Below are 15,943 nucleotides of genomic sequence, written 5' to 3'. Positions count from 1 at the left end.
AACCACTCTTCGGAAATCTGAAGGCTAATTTGAAGTACCTACGAACCTCGGTTCGTGGGATTGAAAAGGTTACTACTGAAGCAGGAATTGCAATTATGGCAGCTAATCTGTTGAAATTGACCCTCAAAGTCAATGTTATTTTTAGAAAATCAATCGTTAAAAAAATAATCGTGGTTTTCAGATTCAATATCAGTCTGAAAACTACGATTATTTTATTTTGCGTGGCTTATGTCCCAGCCTCTTTTTTACTTTAGGCTGTATAAAAAGACTTATGTCCCAGCCTCTTTTTGCACTAAAACGTTATTAAAATTGACTAAATAATTAATTACTTTTGACTTGTGACGTTTCAGCCGTACTCTCTGAAGACTCGACAACATAAGCTTGAATCAGTTCATTGATTAAATTTGCTAATTTGTTAGAAAGTGACTTTTCAGTTTCATAATCAGTGGGCTTATTTAAGACATGAAGAATCATCGGCTCTTCATATGTATTAAATGAAGCAACAACGACAGGACGGTTAACGATCCGACTATGGGAAGATTCAATTTTGTCTTGTACTTTGGCCTCACGCCACAATAAATGCTTCGGATAAATCATAATTCGATTAAAAGACCGGTCATCACTGTTTGCAACATCATACAGATCCCATAAATCTTCTAAAATTGCTTCGGAATCTCGACCGTATTCTGAATCCATGAATATTCCCCCCGTTTCCTGTAAGTAACATATGCTCTAACTTGTATTATCCAATAATATGTGAAATAAATCAAGTTATTATAGTGAAAATGAAAAATAAAATATCTGATTTTTGCTGGCAAATTTATTAAAAATAAAGCTCAATCTCTCTGAAAGTAAAGTAATATAAATCAGTGAGTTGTGTCAAATTTTATACACTTGTAGAATATGATACATGGCTGCTTTCTGTTACAATGTAAGCAACTCTAGATTATAGTGTGTATCATTATTAGGAGGTTTTTCTTGAATGGAAACAAAAGTTTCTGAATTAAAACGTGAGGTGAGGGCATTATTTAAGGGGAACTGGCTGACAGCAGTTCAAGTGACGCTGGTCCCAGCCCTGTTTAAAGTATTGACGATGTTTTTCATACTTATTTTAACCGCAATTATTGCCTATATCTTTATGCAACCAAATTTTCAACCCACACTTAAATCGATTACTGATACACCAGTTCATGTTAATAACGGTGGTGAATTCGTTTGGCAGATTTTTAGTAATATTCCCGGCGTGTTGATTGGCGGCTTATTAACAGCTGGTATCAGTTTTACTTTTTTAGATTGGCTGCAGCAGCCTAAAATAAATATTGAACATCCTTTTAAGCTGGCTTTTCAAAGTTTTACCAGTCGCTATATTGGTCCGGTCTTATTACTGGCCTTAATGATGTATATTTTTACCATCCTTTGGAGTTTATTGCTTGTCATTCCTGGCATCGTAGCTTCATACTCTTACCGAATGACGTATTATATTTATCGGGATCATCAAACAGATACCGACTGGCATACGTTAGACTATATTCGGGCTAGCAAAGTGATGATGCGGGGTGCAAAAGGCCGGCTCTTTTACTTAGATCTTTCCTTTATCGGCTGGCATTTATTGAGTGTTTTATTATTAGGTATACCTGAGTTTTGGGTCATGCCATATCAAGCCGCAACAAATGCAGCTTTCTATCATCATTTGCAACAGCAACGTGAAGCTAACGTCCAAAATTAATACAATATCTATATCGAGTGGTCAGCAAAAAGGTCAAAACAGAGTGGAAGTTGCTTTGTTTTGACCTTTTTATTAATGCTTGGTTAGTTAATTGTAAATAATAGTGCCAGACTTTCATAGGGTGCTAGTGATAAGTTATTTTCTGTTTGTTGGATCTGGCGCGCATAGTTGCTGATCAGAGTTTGACAAGTCAGGTGCTGAAAATCACGTGGTAAGGCAAAAGTCGTTGCTTGACCATAAAAATTATTGACCACAATTAAGTGTTGATTTTGCCAAGTTCGCTGATAAGCAAATACTTGCGGATGGGTTAGGTCTAGGGGTTCATAATTACCCTCAGAAATAATTGGCTGGGTTTTTCTTAAATGAATTAGTTTTTGATAATAATTAAAAATTTCACCTTCAGCAAGTTCTTTTTGCACGTTAATTTGTTGCTGATCAGTAGGTTTCAACCAAGGCGTTCCCGTGGTAAAACCGGCATTTTTAGTTGCATCCCAATGCATGGGGGTGCGGCTATTATCGCGCGATTTTGCTTGGATGATTGCGAATGCAGCGGCAGGAGAAGCACCTTTGTTTAATAACCGTTGATAGGCGTTTTTACTTTCCACGTCGACATAATCAGCAATACTTTGATAATGGGGGTTGATCATGCCAATTTCTTCCCCTTGATAAATATATGGTGTGCCGCGTAATAAGTGGCTCGTAGTGGCTAGCATTTCAGCCGCCTTTTCTCGATATTTACCAGTATCGCCAAATCGATTCAAAGCAATCGGCTGGTCATGATTGTTCCAGAAAAGGGCATTCCAGCCACCACCTTTAGTCATACCTACTTGCCAGTCATTTAGAATTTGTTTCAACTTTTGAAAATCGAAGGGCATGCGTGACCATTTTTCGCCATTTTGATAATCAACTTTTAAATGATGGAAAGAAAAGACCATGGTCAACTCATGATTTTCCGGTTTCGTATACGCAATTGAATTGGTAATTGTCGTTGAAGACATTTCGCCTACTGTAATACTATCGGGATCTTTACCATAACTTTGGGCGTTCATTTCTTTTAAATAGTTTTGCACGATCGGTGTATCGGTATACATAAATTTACTTGCGGTTCCTGCTGGTGCATCAGTCAAGCTTTCGTCTTTTCCTGTAACATTGATCACGTCAAAACGAAAGCCTTTAACACCTTTAGCATGCCAAAAATTGATTACCTGATATAAAGCTTGACGAACTTCGGGATTGTGCCAATCAAGATCAGCTTGGCTGGGATCATAGAGATGTAAGTAATACTTACCTGTGTCCCCAAAAGGTGCCCAAGCCGGACCACCAAATTTAGAAGTCCAATTATTGGGTAGATCGCCATTTGACTTTGGCTCACGAATATAGAAATACTTCTGGTAGTGGGCATCACCAGCCAGTGCTTTTTGGAACCATTCATGCTCCGTGGAAACATGATTTAGTACCATATCAAGCATGATGTCGACATGGATTGTTTTTAGAGCGGCTACCAGATCTTCAAAATCAGCCATTGTGCCGAAAATTGGATCGATATTGTAATAATCGGCAATATCGTAGCCATTATCGTGTTGCGGCGAAACAAAAAACGGATTGAACCAAATCATATCAATATTTAATTTTTTAAGATAAGCAATTTTTTGAATGATACCTCGTAAGTCGCCAATACCATCACCATTACTATCATAAAAAGATTTGGGATAAATTTGATAGATGACTTTATTTTTAAAATTCATTAAGCATCCTCCATTCATAATTTTGCTGAACGTCGCGCAAAATCAATAAATTTGAAGCGATCAGGCCGATGTAATGACGTCGTGTACTGGAAAAATGATGTATCGGCCAAATAGGTTAGGCTGCGGACAATAACGACCAAAGATTTTGCTGGTAGATTTAGAAGTTGGCAAGTATAGTCATCACCTGGTTCGACGGTAATTGACTTGGTGGCGTAGGCAATATCTAGATTGAGTTCTTGTTCAAAGTATTTATAAAGTGAATTTTCCGCTACCGAGCGCGGGATATGCGGCACAATACTTTTTAAAACATAATCTTCGTCTACGACGATCGGTTCCTGTTCAATTTGCCGCAAGCGGCGCACAAAAGTTGTCGCCCGTTGTTCAACTGCAACTTGGTCGGCAATATTTTCTGGCAGTGCCCGTTCTTCTAAATTGATAATCTTAGTTAAAGCATGCATTTGCTGACGTTGATTTAATTCTGAAAAAGTCGTGATTCCTGAAATTGGGAAGGTAAAACGTGAAGTGTTTAAAACAATTGAGCCTTTCCCTTTGACTTTTTGGATCAGCCCGTTATTTGTTAATTCTTCGAGGGCTTTGCGAATGGTATCGCGAGAGGTGCCATATAAGCGCATTAATGCAGCTTCACTTGGCAGCTTATCACCAACAGGATATTGACCATATTTAATTTTACTAGATAGATCTTGTGCAATTGATAGGTACTTTGCAGTTGTGTCCATCATCTCACCCCATTGTGATAAATTTACGAATGATATTGTAACAAAACAGACAAACAATATGAATCGCTTTCAAAAGTATTATATCATCCCTATCCGGACAAGTAAATTTAAAAGAAAAACAATGTTATTCAAAACTAAATACTGATATTTCAGAGCTATTTAAGAATCTATGGTTTCTAAACGTATTTTTGTTGACACCTGTACGTACAGGACATATACTGAACATTGAAAGCGGTTAATTAGCTAATTCCTTATTTAGGAGGGTGAAAAATGTTTAAATTTTTTGGCAAGAAAAAGCAGATCGATAATCAAGTTTATGCGCCGGCGACGGGTGAGTTAGTCGACATCTCTCAAGTTAGTGATAAAGTCTTTTCATCTAAAGCAATGGGGGAAGGCTTTGGGATTCAACCGAATGCTGATCAGATCGTGGCACCTGTGTCGGGCACGGTAAGCATGGTCGCAAGTACCAAGCATGCAATTGGGATAACCATGGCGAACGGCTTGGAAGTTTTAATTCATATGGGCGTGGATACAGTTGATTTGAAAGGCGCACCCTTTGAGATCCAAGTGGCTGCCGATGAGCCGGTGACAGGTGGTCAGCCTATTGCCACAATGGATTTGGCGCAAGTCAAGGCAGCCAATCTGGATACTGTCATTATTGTCGTCATTACAAATTCAGCCGACAAACTTGGAGCTTTAAATGTTGCGAAAGGTCCAGTTGAACAAAGTCAAGTCGTGGGGACTGTGACAACAAAGTGAGGGGAATGAAAAATGGCTAAAAAGGATTACACAGAGCTGGCTAAAGAGATTATTCAAAATGTTGGTGGTCAGCAAAATGTGGATAGTTTGATCCATTGTATTACTCGATTGCGTTTTTACTTGAAAGATGAAGATAAGGCCAACACGGCTGTTTTAAAAAATACGCCGGGTGTGATTGATGTCCGTAAAGCCCAGGGACAATACCAGGTTGTTATCGGAAATGCCGTCACAGATGTTTACGATGCAGTGATCCAGCAACTTGGTCCGGAATACGCTGATCCTGAAGCAACCGCACAAGCCGTCGCTGAAACGGGTGGGAGTGCTAAAACACCGCAAAATTTAAGTTTGTGGGATCGATTGAAACATGGGATGAATAATCTAATTGGCGTGATCACGGGTTCGATGAGTCCGGTCATTGGTGTGATTGCCGCTTCTGGTATTATTAAAGGTTTACTGGCATTATTGACGTTACCGCAACTCGGCTCTTTATTAGATCCTAAGAGCGTCCCATACTTAACAGTTTCTGCTATGGCTGATGCAGCCTTTTATTTCTTACCCGTACTAGTTGGCTTTGCCGCCGCTCGTCGGTTAGGTGGTGACCCCATCATTGCCGAGACAATTGGTGCCTTTCTAGCTTACCCACAAATTGTCCAATGGGGCACGAATTTTAAGACGATGTTTACCATTGGTGGTTTTGATTTTCAATTCTTAAAATACACCTATTCAATTTTTCCAATGATTTTAGCCGCTTGGCTAGCTAAAAAGCTGGAAGTTTGGTTAAAGAATCATTTACCAAATTATTTGCAAATGATTTTTGTACCAATGATCGTTGTTCTGGTGGTCTCAACCGTAACAATTCTAATCACTGGTCCAGTAATTCAAGGTATTGCCAATGGTATCGCTGATTTTATTACTTGGTTGGTCAGTGTATCTGGTTGGGCTGGTGGTCTGATCATCGGCGGTTTCTATCAAGTGCTTGTTATTTTCGGTTTGCATTGGGGCGTTGTGCCACTGGTTGCTCAGCAAATTTCAGCCAATGGTGCTAGTCCGCTAAACGCCATTATCAGCACTACAATGGTTGCGCAAGGTGCTGCTGTCTTGGCGGTTGCGATTAAATCACGCAAGGCAGGCCTGAAAGAACTTGGTTTTGCAGCTACGATTTCAGCATTTTGTGGTGTTACTGAACCTGCGATTTATGGTGTGAACTTAAGATATCGTAAAGTCTTTGTTTCTGGTTTGATAGGCTCGGCAGTTGGTGGCTTTATTACAGGTTTAATGCATGGCAATATGTTTGGATTTACTGGATCATTGATTGGTTTTTCATCGTTCTTTGATCCTAAGAATCCAACGAATTTGAATAGTTTTTATGCCTTCTTGTTCTCAAGCATTGCTGCTTTAATTGTCAGCTTCATTATCACTTGGGTCTGGGGCTACAATGACAAGATGGTCATGGGTGAAAAAGTTGAGAAGAAACAAAACCCAGGTAAAGTTGCTGCCAGTCATTAATTGCAAATTTAAGTGAATGTCTGATAGAAAAGTATAATGAAAGTTTCCTAAAATCGACATAACTAAATTAGATCTATTATCTCCAGGTCATCAGGCCTCAGGTAGTAGGTCTTTTTTTGTTTTCTGAAATTGGCTTGAAGTCTGATTTAATGTATAAATATATATAAATATTCGAAAAACGTGCATAAATATTAATTATGATGTATAATGAGAAAAATTAAAAAATAATGAGGTAGATATTATGAATCAAAATGAAGGGCATTGGGGTAAAAGAATACTGCATCTGATGTTAATTGCAACGATGGTTATTGGAACGTTTTTGCCATTAGCAAATTTGACTAAGACAGGCACAGTGCAGGCGGCACAAACAAAACAGTCAGATCCATATTTGCAAAAAATCAAGAAAAAGGGGACGTTGGTTTTAGGTTTATCAGCAGATTATCCACCTTATGAATTTCATAAAACGATCAAGGGTCAAGATGAAATCATTGGGTTTGATGTTTCAATTGCAAAGAAAATTGCCAAAGATATGGGGGTTCATTTAGTAATCAAGGAAATGGGGTTTGATGCCTTATTAGGAGCGTTAAAAACTGGCAAAATTGATCTCATTATTTCAGGTATGTCAGAGACACCAGAACGGGCCAAACAAGTTACTTTTTCTGAGCCCTATTTGACAGTCAAACAAACAGTGATGGTTCGGAAAGCAGATGCTAATAAGTATCAGGGCGTTAATGATTTTAACAATGTCAAAGTTGGCGTTCAAAAACAAACAACGCAAGAGACCCTAGCTAAAACTGAATTAACGGGTGCCAAAACAGTTAGTCTGCAAAAAATGACCGATATTGTACTTAATTTACAACAGAAAAAAATTGATGCCATCGTTATTGAAAAACCGGTGGCGGATGCTTATGTGGCCCAGGATAAATCATTAGCCTTGGCTAAAAATGTCAAGTTTGCCAACGCCACTAAAAATGCGGCCGTTGCCATGCCCAAAGATGCGCCCGCTTTGGCGGCACAAGTCAATCATTCGATTCGGCAAATCAAACGGCAACATTTACTGAATGGGTATATCAAAAATGCGCAAAAGCAAATGTTTGCCAACAGTGGCTTTTTTGCCCAATATGGTAGCTATTTCTTGTCAGGGACAGGCATTACCATTGGGTTAACCATTTTAGGCGTCTTGTTTGGCACCATCTTAGGCACTGTCTTAGCATTAATGAAACGCGCGAAGAACTTCTTAGCCCATTGGATTGCTGTGATCTATATTGAATATTTCCGGGGCACACCATTACTTGTTCAGGTATTTATGATTTATTTTGGTACTCAGATCATGGGTTTGGATTTATCAGCCTTTGTTTCCGCAGCAATTGCATTGTCGCTTAATTCCGGCGCTTATGTTTCGGAAATCATTCGTTCCGGCATAAATTCAGTGCCAAAAGGACAAACAGAAGCTGCTCGGTCTTTGGGTATATCTCAAAAAGACACGACCCGGTTTGTTGTCTTGCCACAAGCGGTAAAAACAATTTTGCCAGCATTAGGAAATGAATTTATTTCCTTACTAAAGGAATCGGCAATTGTTAGTGTTATTGGTGTCGGTGAATTGATGTTCCAAACGGGGGTCGTTCAAGGGGCCAGCTTCAAACCGTTTAGTCCATTAGTTTTAACTTCATTTATTTATTTTGCATTAACTTTGGTACTTTCAGCATTATTGAATGCATTTGAGAAACGAATGAATTTAGGGCGTCCTAAGAACCAAGTCCTTTAGAATTGCATTAGTATCCAGCTTATAGGGGGAATAACTTTGGTCAAACCATTAGCAAAATTATTTCAAGCTCCAGAAAAAAATATATTAGCAGATATCGGTAAAACCGCTGCAAATATGCAAAATATTATTGATCTATCCATTGGTGATCCAGATCAGCGCACGGCGTTGCCAATTATTGAACAGGCCTATCAAGATATGAAAGCTGGCTATACTCATTACACGGCTTCAGCCGGGGATCCTGGTTTTTTGCAAGCTATTTTAGCAACACACAATACACGTTTTCACACACATTATGACTTAACAAATGTTCGAGCAACTGCCGGTGCTTCACATGCCATGTTCATCGCTTTAGGTGCCATCTTAGACCCCGGCGATGAAGTCATTATTCATGAGCCTTATTTCACCTCTTATAAAGTGGAAATTCAAGCCTTTGGGGCGAAACCGGTTTTTGTTAAAACGACCGCTGACCATCAATTTCAACTGCAAGCGGCTGATTTAGAAGCGGCGATCACGCCTAAAACTAAGGCGGTGATCATTAATTCGCCGAATAACCCGACTGGTGCTGTTTTTTCAAAATCGACTTTAACGGCCATTGTAGCTGTGGCCCAAAAATACGATTTGTATTTATTTGCTGATGAAGTTTACTGGCCTTATGTCTACGGTGATAATGAATTTGTGCCTTTAGAAGCTTTGGCTCCAGAACGAACGATTGTGACAGGATCATTATCAAAAGTCTTTGCGATGACGGGCTTTCGGATCGGTTATTTATTAGCACCTGAGAAAATCAACGATGCGGCTGGACTCTTAAATGAGGGGGTCGCTTATACACCTTCAGCGCCAGGCCAGCGAGCTGGGAAATTTGCTTTAGAACATCTAGCTGATTTTATGCCGACTTTACGAGATGATTTTAAAAAGCGGTTGACCTATTTGGCAACTGAGCTGGCAAAGGTACCTTATCTAAAGGTGATGCCTGCAGCTGGCAGCATTTATTTATTTGTAGATATTCGTCAATCAGGTATGGATGATGTGGCTTTTAGTGATTATCTCTTGAAACAAAAGCAAGTGTTGGTGATTCCAGGTCGTGCCTTCGGAGATTCTGGAAAAGGCTTTATTCGCATTGCCGCCACCCAAGATATGGCGACATTGGCTTTAGCTGTCAAAGCTTTTCAAGAATTAAAATTTTAGGGGTGTAATGATATGAAGATTTTAGCAATGAATGCCTTTACAGAAGAAGTGGTAGAGCTAAAAAAATGGGCTCAAGAAAATAAGCAAGACTTGACGATCACGGAGACACCATTAACTACCGAAAATATTGATCAAGTAAAGGGCTTTGATGCCCTATCTGTTCAACAAGTCGTACCTTTAGGTAGCCCAGCGGTTTATGCCAAATTAGCCGAGTTTGGTATTAAGCAAATTGCCGTCCGGTCGGTTGGTTATGAGTTTATTGATTTAGCAGCAGCTAAAGCCAATGGATTGGTTGTTACGAATGTGCCGGTGTATTCACCACGATCAGTGGCAGAATATGTCCTGGCCCAAACAATGCGGTTATTGCGGCATTTAAACCAGTTCGAAGAGAACGCAATTCAGCATGACTTTACTTGGCTGGGTAAAATCTCACCAGAACTGAGTGAATTGACGATCGGTATCATCGGTGCCGGGCATATTGGTAGTGCAGTTGCGCAAATATTCCATGCCTTAGGCAGTCAAATCATGATTAATGACCCGGTTGAAAATCCTGATTTGGCTGGATTTGCAACTTACACAGATTTGACAACACTTTTGACTGCCAGTGATGTGGTGACGTTACATGTGCCCTTAACGAGTCAAACAATGAAATTATTGAGCACAGAAAGTTTTGCCAAGATGAAGGCTTCTGCCTATTTGATCAATGCCGCTCGTGGTCAAGTCGTGGATACGCCAGCGTTGATTCAAGCCTTAAAATCCGGCACGATTGCGGGGGCTGCCTTAGACGTTTGGACTGGCGAAGGGCCTTATTTCGACTATGACTGGCAAGGCAAAGATTTGAATAATTCTGAATTAGAGACTTTGTTGACTTTGCCCAATTTAATTTTGACGCCCCATATTGCTTTCTTTACGAAAAATTCTGTTCATAATATTGCCTATACTGCCTTAAATGAGGCAGTTCGTGGGGCGTCAGGACAGCCTGTAAAGCACCCCGTGAATTAAAACTGTTACTTAAATAAAAAAATTAATTGTAGTCCTTATTTAAATTTGTTAGAATCTGCTCTATATACTGTTTATAGTGCAGATTTTTTATTGGAGTGAGTGCTGTTGCGTCAGATAAATCCAAAACGTATTGTTGTGAAGATCGGAACCAGTAGTTTAGTTTTAAAAAATCGTAAGCTAAATTTGCGTGCTATTGCCCGTTTAGCATTTGTTTTGACAGATTTATGTAATCGCGGCATCCAGGTCGTACTGGTTTCCAGTGGGGCAATGGGGGTAGGCATCGGTATGTTGCATTTAAAGGATCGGCCCAGTGAGATTCCCCAACAGCAAGCAGTTTCAGCTATTGGACAAAGTCAATTGATCGGTATCTATACCAAAGAGTTTTCGGAATATCAGCAGATTGTCGCGCAAGTTTTACTGACGCGTGATGTGATGCTGTTTCCGGAGAGCAAACGCAATGTCGTCAATGCTTTTAAGGCGATGATGGGGCAGCATATCATTCCAATTGTGAATGAAAATGATAGTGTTTCAGTTGATGAGTTGGATCATCAAACGAGCTTCAGTGATAATGATGAATTATCCGCAATCGTTACCGAAATTATCGATGCCGATTTATTGATCGTTTTGTCAGATATTGATGGCTTTTACACCGGAAATCCTTATAAAGATCCTGACGCTGTTTTGATTCCTGAAGTGCATGCCATTGATGCCGACATTTTGGCCTACGCTGGGGGCAGCAGTACCCAGTTTGGGACTGGTGGCATGACGACTAAACTTAACGCTGCTCGACGTATCTTAGAGCACCATCGCCAAATGATACTGGCAAACGGCCGCGATCCGGAAATTATTTTTGATATTCTAGATGGTAAAGAAATCGGGACTTTATTTACACCTCAAACGATGAAAGCGAGTGTTTAATGATGATAGCAACGGCTCTAACCACGATCGGGCAGCAGGCCCAAGCTGCAAGTAAAGTTTTAGGCCAGTTAGATACGCAAATCAAAAACCAGGCTTTGATGGCGATGGCAGCTGCCCTTGAAGCCCATACAGATGAAATTTTGGCTGCAAATGCTAAAGATATGACCAATGCCAAACAAAATAAGGTTCGCCAAGTAATGCTAGATCGGCTGTTGTTGACAGCTGAGCGTATTCAAGCCATGGCTGAGGGTCTACGCCAAGTTCAAACTTTGCCGGATCCAATTGGTGAAGTGACGCAAGGCTGGACGACACCAATTGGTCTACAAATCAAACAAGTTCGTGTACCGTTGGGTGTGGTGGGCATGATTTTTGAAGCACGTCCGAATGTCACTGTGGATGCAGCAGCTTTGACTTTGAAATCTGGCAATGCTGTTATTTTACGTGGTGGCAAAGAGGCAATTGCAACTAATATCGCTTTAGCTGATATCTTACGCCAAGCGTTAGTTTCAGTTGCATTACCAGCGGATGCCATTCAATTGATTCATGACACGACCCATGAAACCGCAGATGAATTGATGCAGCTAACCGATTATATCGATGTTTTAATTCCCCGAGGTAGTGCAAATTTTATTAATTTAGTCGTTCAAAAAGCTACCGTACCGGTAATTGAAACGGGGGCTGGTAATTGTCATGTCTATGTTGCTGCAGATGCCGATTTTAAAATGGCGCTCAATATTATTGTCAATGCTAAAACGCAGCGGCCTTCTGTTTGTAATGCGATGGAAAAGTTGGTCGTTGATCGCCAAATTGCGGCTGAATTTTTACCACAAGTTCAAGCCGCACTGCAGCCTTATAACGTTACTTTAAAAGGAGACGCTACCGCTAAAGCCATTTTACTGACAATTGAAGCGGCCACTGAAACAGACTGGGGCACAGAATATAATGACTATGTGATGGCTATTAAAGTTGTGGCCGATATTGATGCGGCCATTTCGCACATCAATCGTTACAACACGAAGCATTCAGAAGCCATCATCACTAACAGCTATTCAAATAGCCAAAAATTCACAAAAGCAATTGATGCAGCTGTCGTTTACGTGAATGCTTCGACACGCTTTACCGATGGTTTTGAGTTTGGTTTTGGTGCAGAGATCGGTATTTCTACCCAAAAATTACATGCTCGTGGACCAATGGGCTTGACTGCATTAACATCGACTAAGTATATCGCTCAAGGTAATGGTCAGATTAGAGCCTAAGTTGATTAGCATACCGTTAAAGTTAAATTATCCGTAACTAAAAAGACGATTGAGCGTAAGCTTTTAGGCTTATTTTCAGTCGTCTTTTTGAGTTGCTTCTTAGATCAAGTGATAGTGCTTCAATCCCTGGATGATACCACCCCGTTCATTGGTATCAGTCACATATTCTGCACGGTCTTTGACCGCATCAATACCGTTACCCATCGCCACAGGATGGTCAACCAAGCCTAACATTGGTAAGTCATTGAAGCCGTCACCAAATGCATAAGTTGGCGCTTTTTCTAAGTGCATAACTTCCAATAATTTTTGAATGCCTTGAGCTTTGGAAACGTCCTTTAAAACGGTATCGATGGAGTAGGGCGTGTTGCGGTAAAAAGTTAAGCGGTCATTAAAGGGATAGCTATATCGTTTGTCATTAGCTGTGGTCAAAATCAACATCATGTAAACTGGATATTTCTCAAAAAAATCTGAATTCACAGGGGGCATCGGTGTTTTAGTGTAATTGAAAGAATCATTGGCGTCATCGGTAATGCGCAACATACCTTTATGGTGTCCCGAGAAAAAAACGACACTCTCTCCCAGACCATTGGCAATATCCACGACGCCTTGAACAGTTTGCGCAGGAATTTGGGCTTTGTAAATTGGTTCACCCTCATATTCAATATAAGCCCCGTTTAAAGCAATAAATGAATTAATCCCAGCTTGTTGCCGGGCATCTCGTAGTTCACTTTCGTGGCGGCCGCTAGCGATCACTCGTAAGTACCCATTGGCTTTTAATTGATCCAACGCAGCCACAACGCCTGTATCGATGGTTTTATGTTCGTTTAAGAGTGTGCCATCCAAGTCAAAAAAGACGACCCCTTTGTATTCTGTCATAGTTCGTTTTACCTCCAAAAATTTTGTAAATGCCTTTTTTATGCTAATATGAACTTAACTGCGACGTATTCGTTCGCTAAAAGATTGATTTTTTTGAAAACAATCTGTGAAAAAAGCAATATTGCTTAAATTCATTGTATAATTAATACTAAGTTATTTCTCACATAAGATGCAAGTTTTAATGAAGGAAGTTATCAAATGAAAATATTAATGATTGAAGATAATAAATCTGTTTCTGAAATGATGAGTATGTTTTTTCAAAAAGAGAACTGGGACGCCCATTTTGCCTATGACGGCGATGAAGGCGTCAAAATGTTCAAAGAAGATCCAGATGGCTGGGATATTATTACTTTAGACCTCAATTTGCCTGGTAAAGATGGTATGCAAGTGGCTAAAGAAATACGGGAAGTTTCACAGGCTGTACCTTTGGTCATGCTGACAGCGCGTGATTCTGAAAGTGATCAAGTTTTAGGCCTTGAACTTGGTGCTGATGATTACGTCACCAAACCATTTAGTCCGATCACTTTGGTTGCACGCTTGAAAGCCTTACATCGTCGTGCAGAAATTGTTGAAGAAGATGCGCCTCATAAATCTAGTGAAACAGCTAATGATGATCAAAATTTTGATGTGATCACGGAACATTTTAAATTAAGTACTAAAACGCGTGAAGCTTATTTAGATGATAAAGCAATTGAAGGTTTAACGCCAAAGGAATTTGATTTACTGCACACTTTGGCTAAAAATCCCAAACAAGTTTTTTCCCGGGAAAAATTATTGGAATTAGTTTGGGACTATGAATATTTTGGTGATGAACGGACAGTTGACGCGCATATTAAAAAGTTACGCCAAAAAATTGAGAAAGTTGGGCCGCAAGTCATTCAAACGGTCTGGGGCGTCGGCTATAAATTCGATGATTCTAGCATTAAAGAGTCAGAGGCTTGATGTAAATGAAACTGATTTATCAGCAAATGCTAAGCTTCTTTTTCGTAATTTTGACGACAATTTTAATCGTCAGTGCCACCATTTTTAGTTATTCACGGAATTCAGCCTATCAACAAACTTGGACCCAACTAGAAGGTTATGCGGATAATCTGCGCGATGATGCGATGCAAGTAACCAATAGTCAAACTGGCCAGACTAAAGACTTGCAAGCTTCCTTTTTGCGTGATCTAGAGTTTGTTTTACGGGACCAAGAAGTGAGTTTTACCGTCTATGATGCTACGAATACGCGTGTTTATGGCGACCCCATGGTTAGCGCGCCAGCCTTGAACAAGTCTACTTGGAAAGGTTTGGAGCAAGGTAAACGCTATCGGCAAGAAACAACCCAGAACCAAACTGACTTAACACCATCCACAAAGAAGCGTGGCCCAGCACGGACCTTTGTCATCGTACCTTGGTTTTATAATAATAAGATGGTTGCGGCAGTCATTGTCAGTTCACGAGTCACTCAGATTCAAGCAAGTATCGATCAAATCAAAAATAATCTGCTGATCGCTGTCATTGTTTCCTCAATAGCTGCTTTGATTTTAAGTTATTTTTTGGCGCGTTTTCAAGTTTCTAGGATCAATCGTTTGAGAACCGCGGCCCATCAAGTGGCTGAAGGAAATTTTGAAGTACAAATTCAAAGTCACGATCGCGATGAATTAGATGAATTGGCTGACGACTTTAATAAGATGATTACGTCGCTAAAAGTGTCTAACGAGGAAATCAAACGTCAAGAAGAACGCCGGCGCCAATTTATGGCTGATGCTGCTCATGAAATGCGGACGCCTTTGACGACCATCAATGGTCTACTTGAAGGCCTGGCTTATGATGCAATTCCTGAAGAGTCCAAAGGTCAGAGTATCGAATTAATGCGTAATGAGACGAAGCGGTTGATTCGGTTGGTGAATGAAAATCTAGATTATGAAAAGATTCGAACCGGCCAGATTCCTTTGCATAAAAAAGAATTTGATTCGGTGCAAGCTTTGCATAATATTATTGAACAGTTAACTAAAAAAGCCAGTGATGCAGGCGATAAATTGAAGCTACACGCACCCGATAAACTCACGACATATGCGGATTACGATCGTTTCGTTCAAATCATATTCAATATTATGCAAAATGCCATTCAGTTTACGCAGAACGGAACGATTAATGTGACAGCTAAAGATGATTATAATAGCACGACATTTATCGTTAAAGACAATGGTATCGGTATGACCGAAAAACAGGTTCGTAACATTTGGGAACGTTACTATAAAGCGGATCCATCCCGAAAGAATACAAAATATGGTGAGTCGGGCTTAGGATTGGCAATTGTCCATTCCCTAGTTGAACAGCATCACGGAACCATTCAAGTTCAAAGTGAACTAAATGTTGGGACGACCTTTACTATTACGTTCCCTAATAAAAAAGCAAGCGAAAAGAATGATACTAATCATGAATCAGGTAAAAAATAGAGTGTCTGTGACAAAAAGCGCCCAGCA

General features: G+C 40.1%; 15 protein-coding genes. 11 read left to right on the top strand and 4 right to left on the bottom strand.

What is annotated here, in order from left to right:
• The coding region (locus tag FHQ08_RS09905) for a hypothetical protein (RefSeq protein WP_407929206.1) at positions 1 to 254 on the top strand (254 nt) is incomplete at its 5' end.
• 67 nt (positions 255 to 321) lie between these two features.
• Here FHQ08_RS09905 and FHQ08_RS09900 read toward each other — a convergent pair.
• Complete coding sequence (locus FHQ08_RS09900; RefSeq protein ID WP_230914254.1) at positions 322 to 696, bottom strand: hypothetical protein; 375 nt, start codon at positions 694 to 696, stop codon at positions 322 to 324.
• Between the two features lie 286 nt (positions 697 to 982).
• Between FHQ08_RS09900 and FHQ08_RS09895 the strand changes: the two genes are divergently transcribed.
• Positions 983 to 1,726 (top strand): DUF975 family protein, encoded by a 744-nt coding sequence (locus tag FHQ08_RS09895; protein ID WP_230914253.1) that lies wholly within the window; start codon positions 983 to 985, stop codon positions 1,724 to 1,726.
• Positions 1,727 to 1,809: 83 nt separating this feature from the next.
• Here FHQ08_RS09895 and treC read toward each other — a convergent pair whose 3' ends face one another.
• Both treC and treR read right to left on the bottom strand, forming a co-directional pair.
• Positions 1,810 to 3,471, bottom strand: a complete 1,662-nt coding sequence (treC, locus tag FHQ08_RS09890; protein ID WP_230914252.1) for an alpha,alpha-phosphotrehalase — start codon at positions 3,469 to 3,471, stop codon at positions 1,810 to 1,812.
• Positions 3,472 to 3,485: 14 nt separating this feature from the next.
• Complete coding sequence (treR, locus tag FHQ08_RS09885; protein WP_407929205.1) at positions 3,486 to 4,208, bottom strand: trehalose operon repressor; 723 nt, start codon at positions 4,206 to 4,208, stop codon at positions 3,486 to 3,488.
• A gap of 270 nt (positions 4,209 to 4,478) precedes the next feature.
• Between treR and FHQ08_RS13300 the strand changes: the two genes are divergently transcribed.
• From FHQ08_RS13300 to FHQ08_RS09855, 7 genes are all read left to right on the top strand, one after another.
• A complete protein-coding gene (locus FHQ08_RS13300; RefSeq protein ID WP_407929204.1) occupies positions 4,479 to 4,967 on the top strand; it encodes a PTS sugar transporter subunit IIA in 489 nt (162 codons plus the stop codon).
• A gap of 12 nt (positions 4,968 to 4,979) precedes the next feature.
• Positions 4,980 to 6,473 carry a PTS transporter subunit EIIC gene (locus tag FHQ08_RS09880; RefSeq protein ID WP_407929203.1) on the top strand — a complete coding sequence of 498 codons (1,494 nt, stop codon included), beginning with the start codon at positions 4,980 to 4,982 and terminating at the stop codon, positions 6,471 to 6,473.
• A gap of 241 nt (positions 6,474 to 6,714) precedes the next feature.
• Entirely contained in the window at positions 6,715 to 8,238 is a 1,524-nt protein-coding gene (locus FHQ08_RS09875; RefSeq protein ID WP_230914250.1) for an ABC transporter substrate-binding protein/permease, read from the top strand.
• A 36-nt stretch (positions 8,239 to 8,274) separates the two neighbouring features.
• Complete coding sequence (locus FHQ08_RS09870; protein WP_230914249.1) at positions 8,275 to 9,423, top strand: aminotransferase class I/II-fold pyridoxal phosphate-dependent enzyme; 1,149 nt, start codon at positions 8,275 to 8,277, stop codon at positions 9,421 to 9,423.
• 12 nt (positions 9,424 to 9,435) lie between these two features.
• The gene (locus tag FHQ08_RS09865; RefSeq protein ID WP_230914248.1) at positions 9,436 to 10,425 is read left to right on the top strand and encodes an NAD(P)-dependent oxidoreductase; all 990 of its coding nucleotides are present in this window, start codon (positions 9,436 to 9,438) and stop codon (positions 10,423 to 10,425) included.
• Between the two features lie 102 nt (positions 10,426 to 10,527).
• Positions 10,528 to 11,343: a glutamate 5-kinase gene (gene proB / locus FHQ08_RS09860; protein WP_407929207.1), complete on the top strand. Its 816-nt coding sequence runs from the start codon at positions 10,528 to 10,530 to the stop codon at positions 11,341 to 11,343.
• A 2-nt stretch (positions 11,344 to 11,345) separates the two neighbouring features.
• The gene (locus tag FHQ08_RS09855; protein ID WP_230914256.1) at positions 11,346 to 12,599 is read left to right on the top strand and encodes a glutamate-5-semialdehyde dehydrogenase; all 1,254 of its coding nucleotides are present in this window, start codon (positions 11,346 to 11,348) and stop codon (positions 12,597 to 12,599) included.
• Positions 12,600 to 12,698: 99 nt separating this feature from the next.
• Here FHQ08_RS09855 and FHQ08_RS09850 read toward each other — a convergent pair whose 3' ends face one another.
• Positions 12,699 to 13,475 carry a Cof-type HAD-IIB family hydrolase gene (locus FHQ08_RS09850; protein WP_230914246.1) on the bottom strand — a complete coding sequence of 259 codons (777 nt, stop codon included), beginning with the start codon at positions 13,473 to 13,475 and terminating at the stop codon, positions 12,699 to 12,701.
• A gap of 198 nt (positions 13,476 to 13,673) precedes the next feature.
• On the opposite strand from FHQ08_RS09850, the gene FHQ08_RS09845 reads away from it, so the two are divergent.
• Positions 13,674 to 14,417, top strand: coding sequence for a response regulator transcription factor (locus FHQ08_RS09845; RefSeq protein ID WP_230914245.1), 744 nt, complete (start codon positions 13,674 to 13,676; stop codon positions 14,415 to 14,417).
• Positions 14,418 to 14,422: 5 nt separating this feature from the next.
• The gene (locus FHQ08_RS09840) at positions 14,423 to 15,916 is read left to right on the top strand and encodes a sensor histidine kinase (RefSeq protein WP_230914244.1); all 1,494 of its coding nucleotides are present in this window, start codon (positions 14,423 to 14,425) and stop codon (positions 15,914 to 15,916) included.
• Positions 15,917 to 15,943 lie beyond the last annotated feature (27 nt).

The organism is Agrilactobacillus fermenti (assembly GCF_021030645.1).
Lineage (GTDB): Bacteria > Bacillota > Bacilli > Lactobacillales > Lactobacillaceae > Agrilactobacillus > Agrilactobacillus fermenti.
This window is presented reverse-complemented; position numbering and strand designations above follow the sequence as displayed.

Bases quoted from the DNA above. Each gene is read 5' to 3' on its own strand.
- FHQ08_RS09865 (WP_230914248.1), top strand. From the start codon at position 9,436: ATGAAGATTTTAGCAATGAATGCCTTTACAGAAGAAGTGGTAGAGCTA.
- FHQ08_RS09840 (WP_230914244.1), top strand. From the start codon at position 14,423: ATGAAACTGATTTATCAGCAAATGCTAAGCTTCTTTTTCGTAATTTTG.
- FHQ08_RS09850 (WP_230914246.1), bottom strand. From the start codon at position 13,475: ATGACAGAATACAAAGGGGTCGTCTTTTTTGACTTGGATGGCACACTC.
- FHQ08_RS09880 (WP_407929203.1), top strand. From the start codon at position 4,980: ATGGCTAAAAAGGATTACACAGAGCTGGCTAAAGAGATTATTCAAAAT.
- FHQ08_RS13300 (WP_407929204.1), top strand. From the start codon at position 4,479: ATGTTTAAATTTTTTGGCAAGAAAAAGCAGATCGATAATCAAGTTTAT.
- FHQ08_RS09895 (WP_230914253.1), top strand. From the start codon at position 983: ATGGAAACAAAAGTTTCTGAATTAAAACGTGAGGTGAGGGCATTATTT.
- FHQ08_RS09845 (WP_230914245.1), top strand. From the start codon at position 13,674: ATGAAAATATTAATGATTGAAGATAATAAATCTGTTTCTGAAATGATG.
- FHQ08_RS09875 (WP_230914250.1), top strand. From the start codon at position 6,715: ATGAATCAAAATGAAGGGCATTGGGGTAAAAGAATACTGCATCTGATG.
- FHQ08_RS09900 (WP_230914254.1), bottom strand. From the start codon at position 696: ATGGATTCAGAATACGGTCGAGATTCCGAAGCAATTTTAGAAGATTTA.
- treR (WP_407929205.1), bottom strand. From the start codon at position 4,208: ATGGACACAACTGCAAAGTACCTATCAATTGCACAAGATCTATCTAGT.
- treC (WP_230914252.1), bottom strand. From the start codon at position 3,471: ATGAATTTTAAAAATAAAGTCATCTATCAAATTTATCCCAAATCTTTT.
- FHQ08_RS09855 (WP_230914256.1), top strand. From the start codon at position 11,346: ATGATAGCAACGGCTCTAACCACGATCGGGCAGCAGGCCCAAGCTGCA.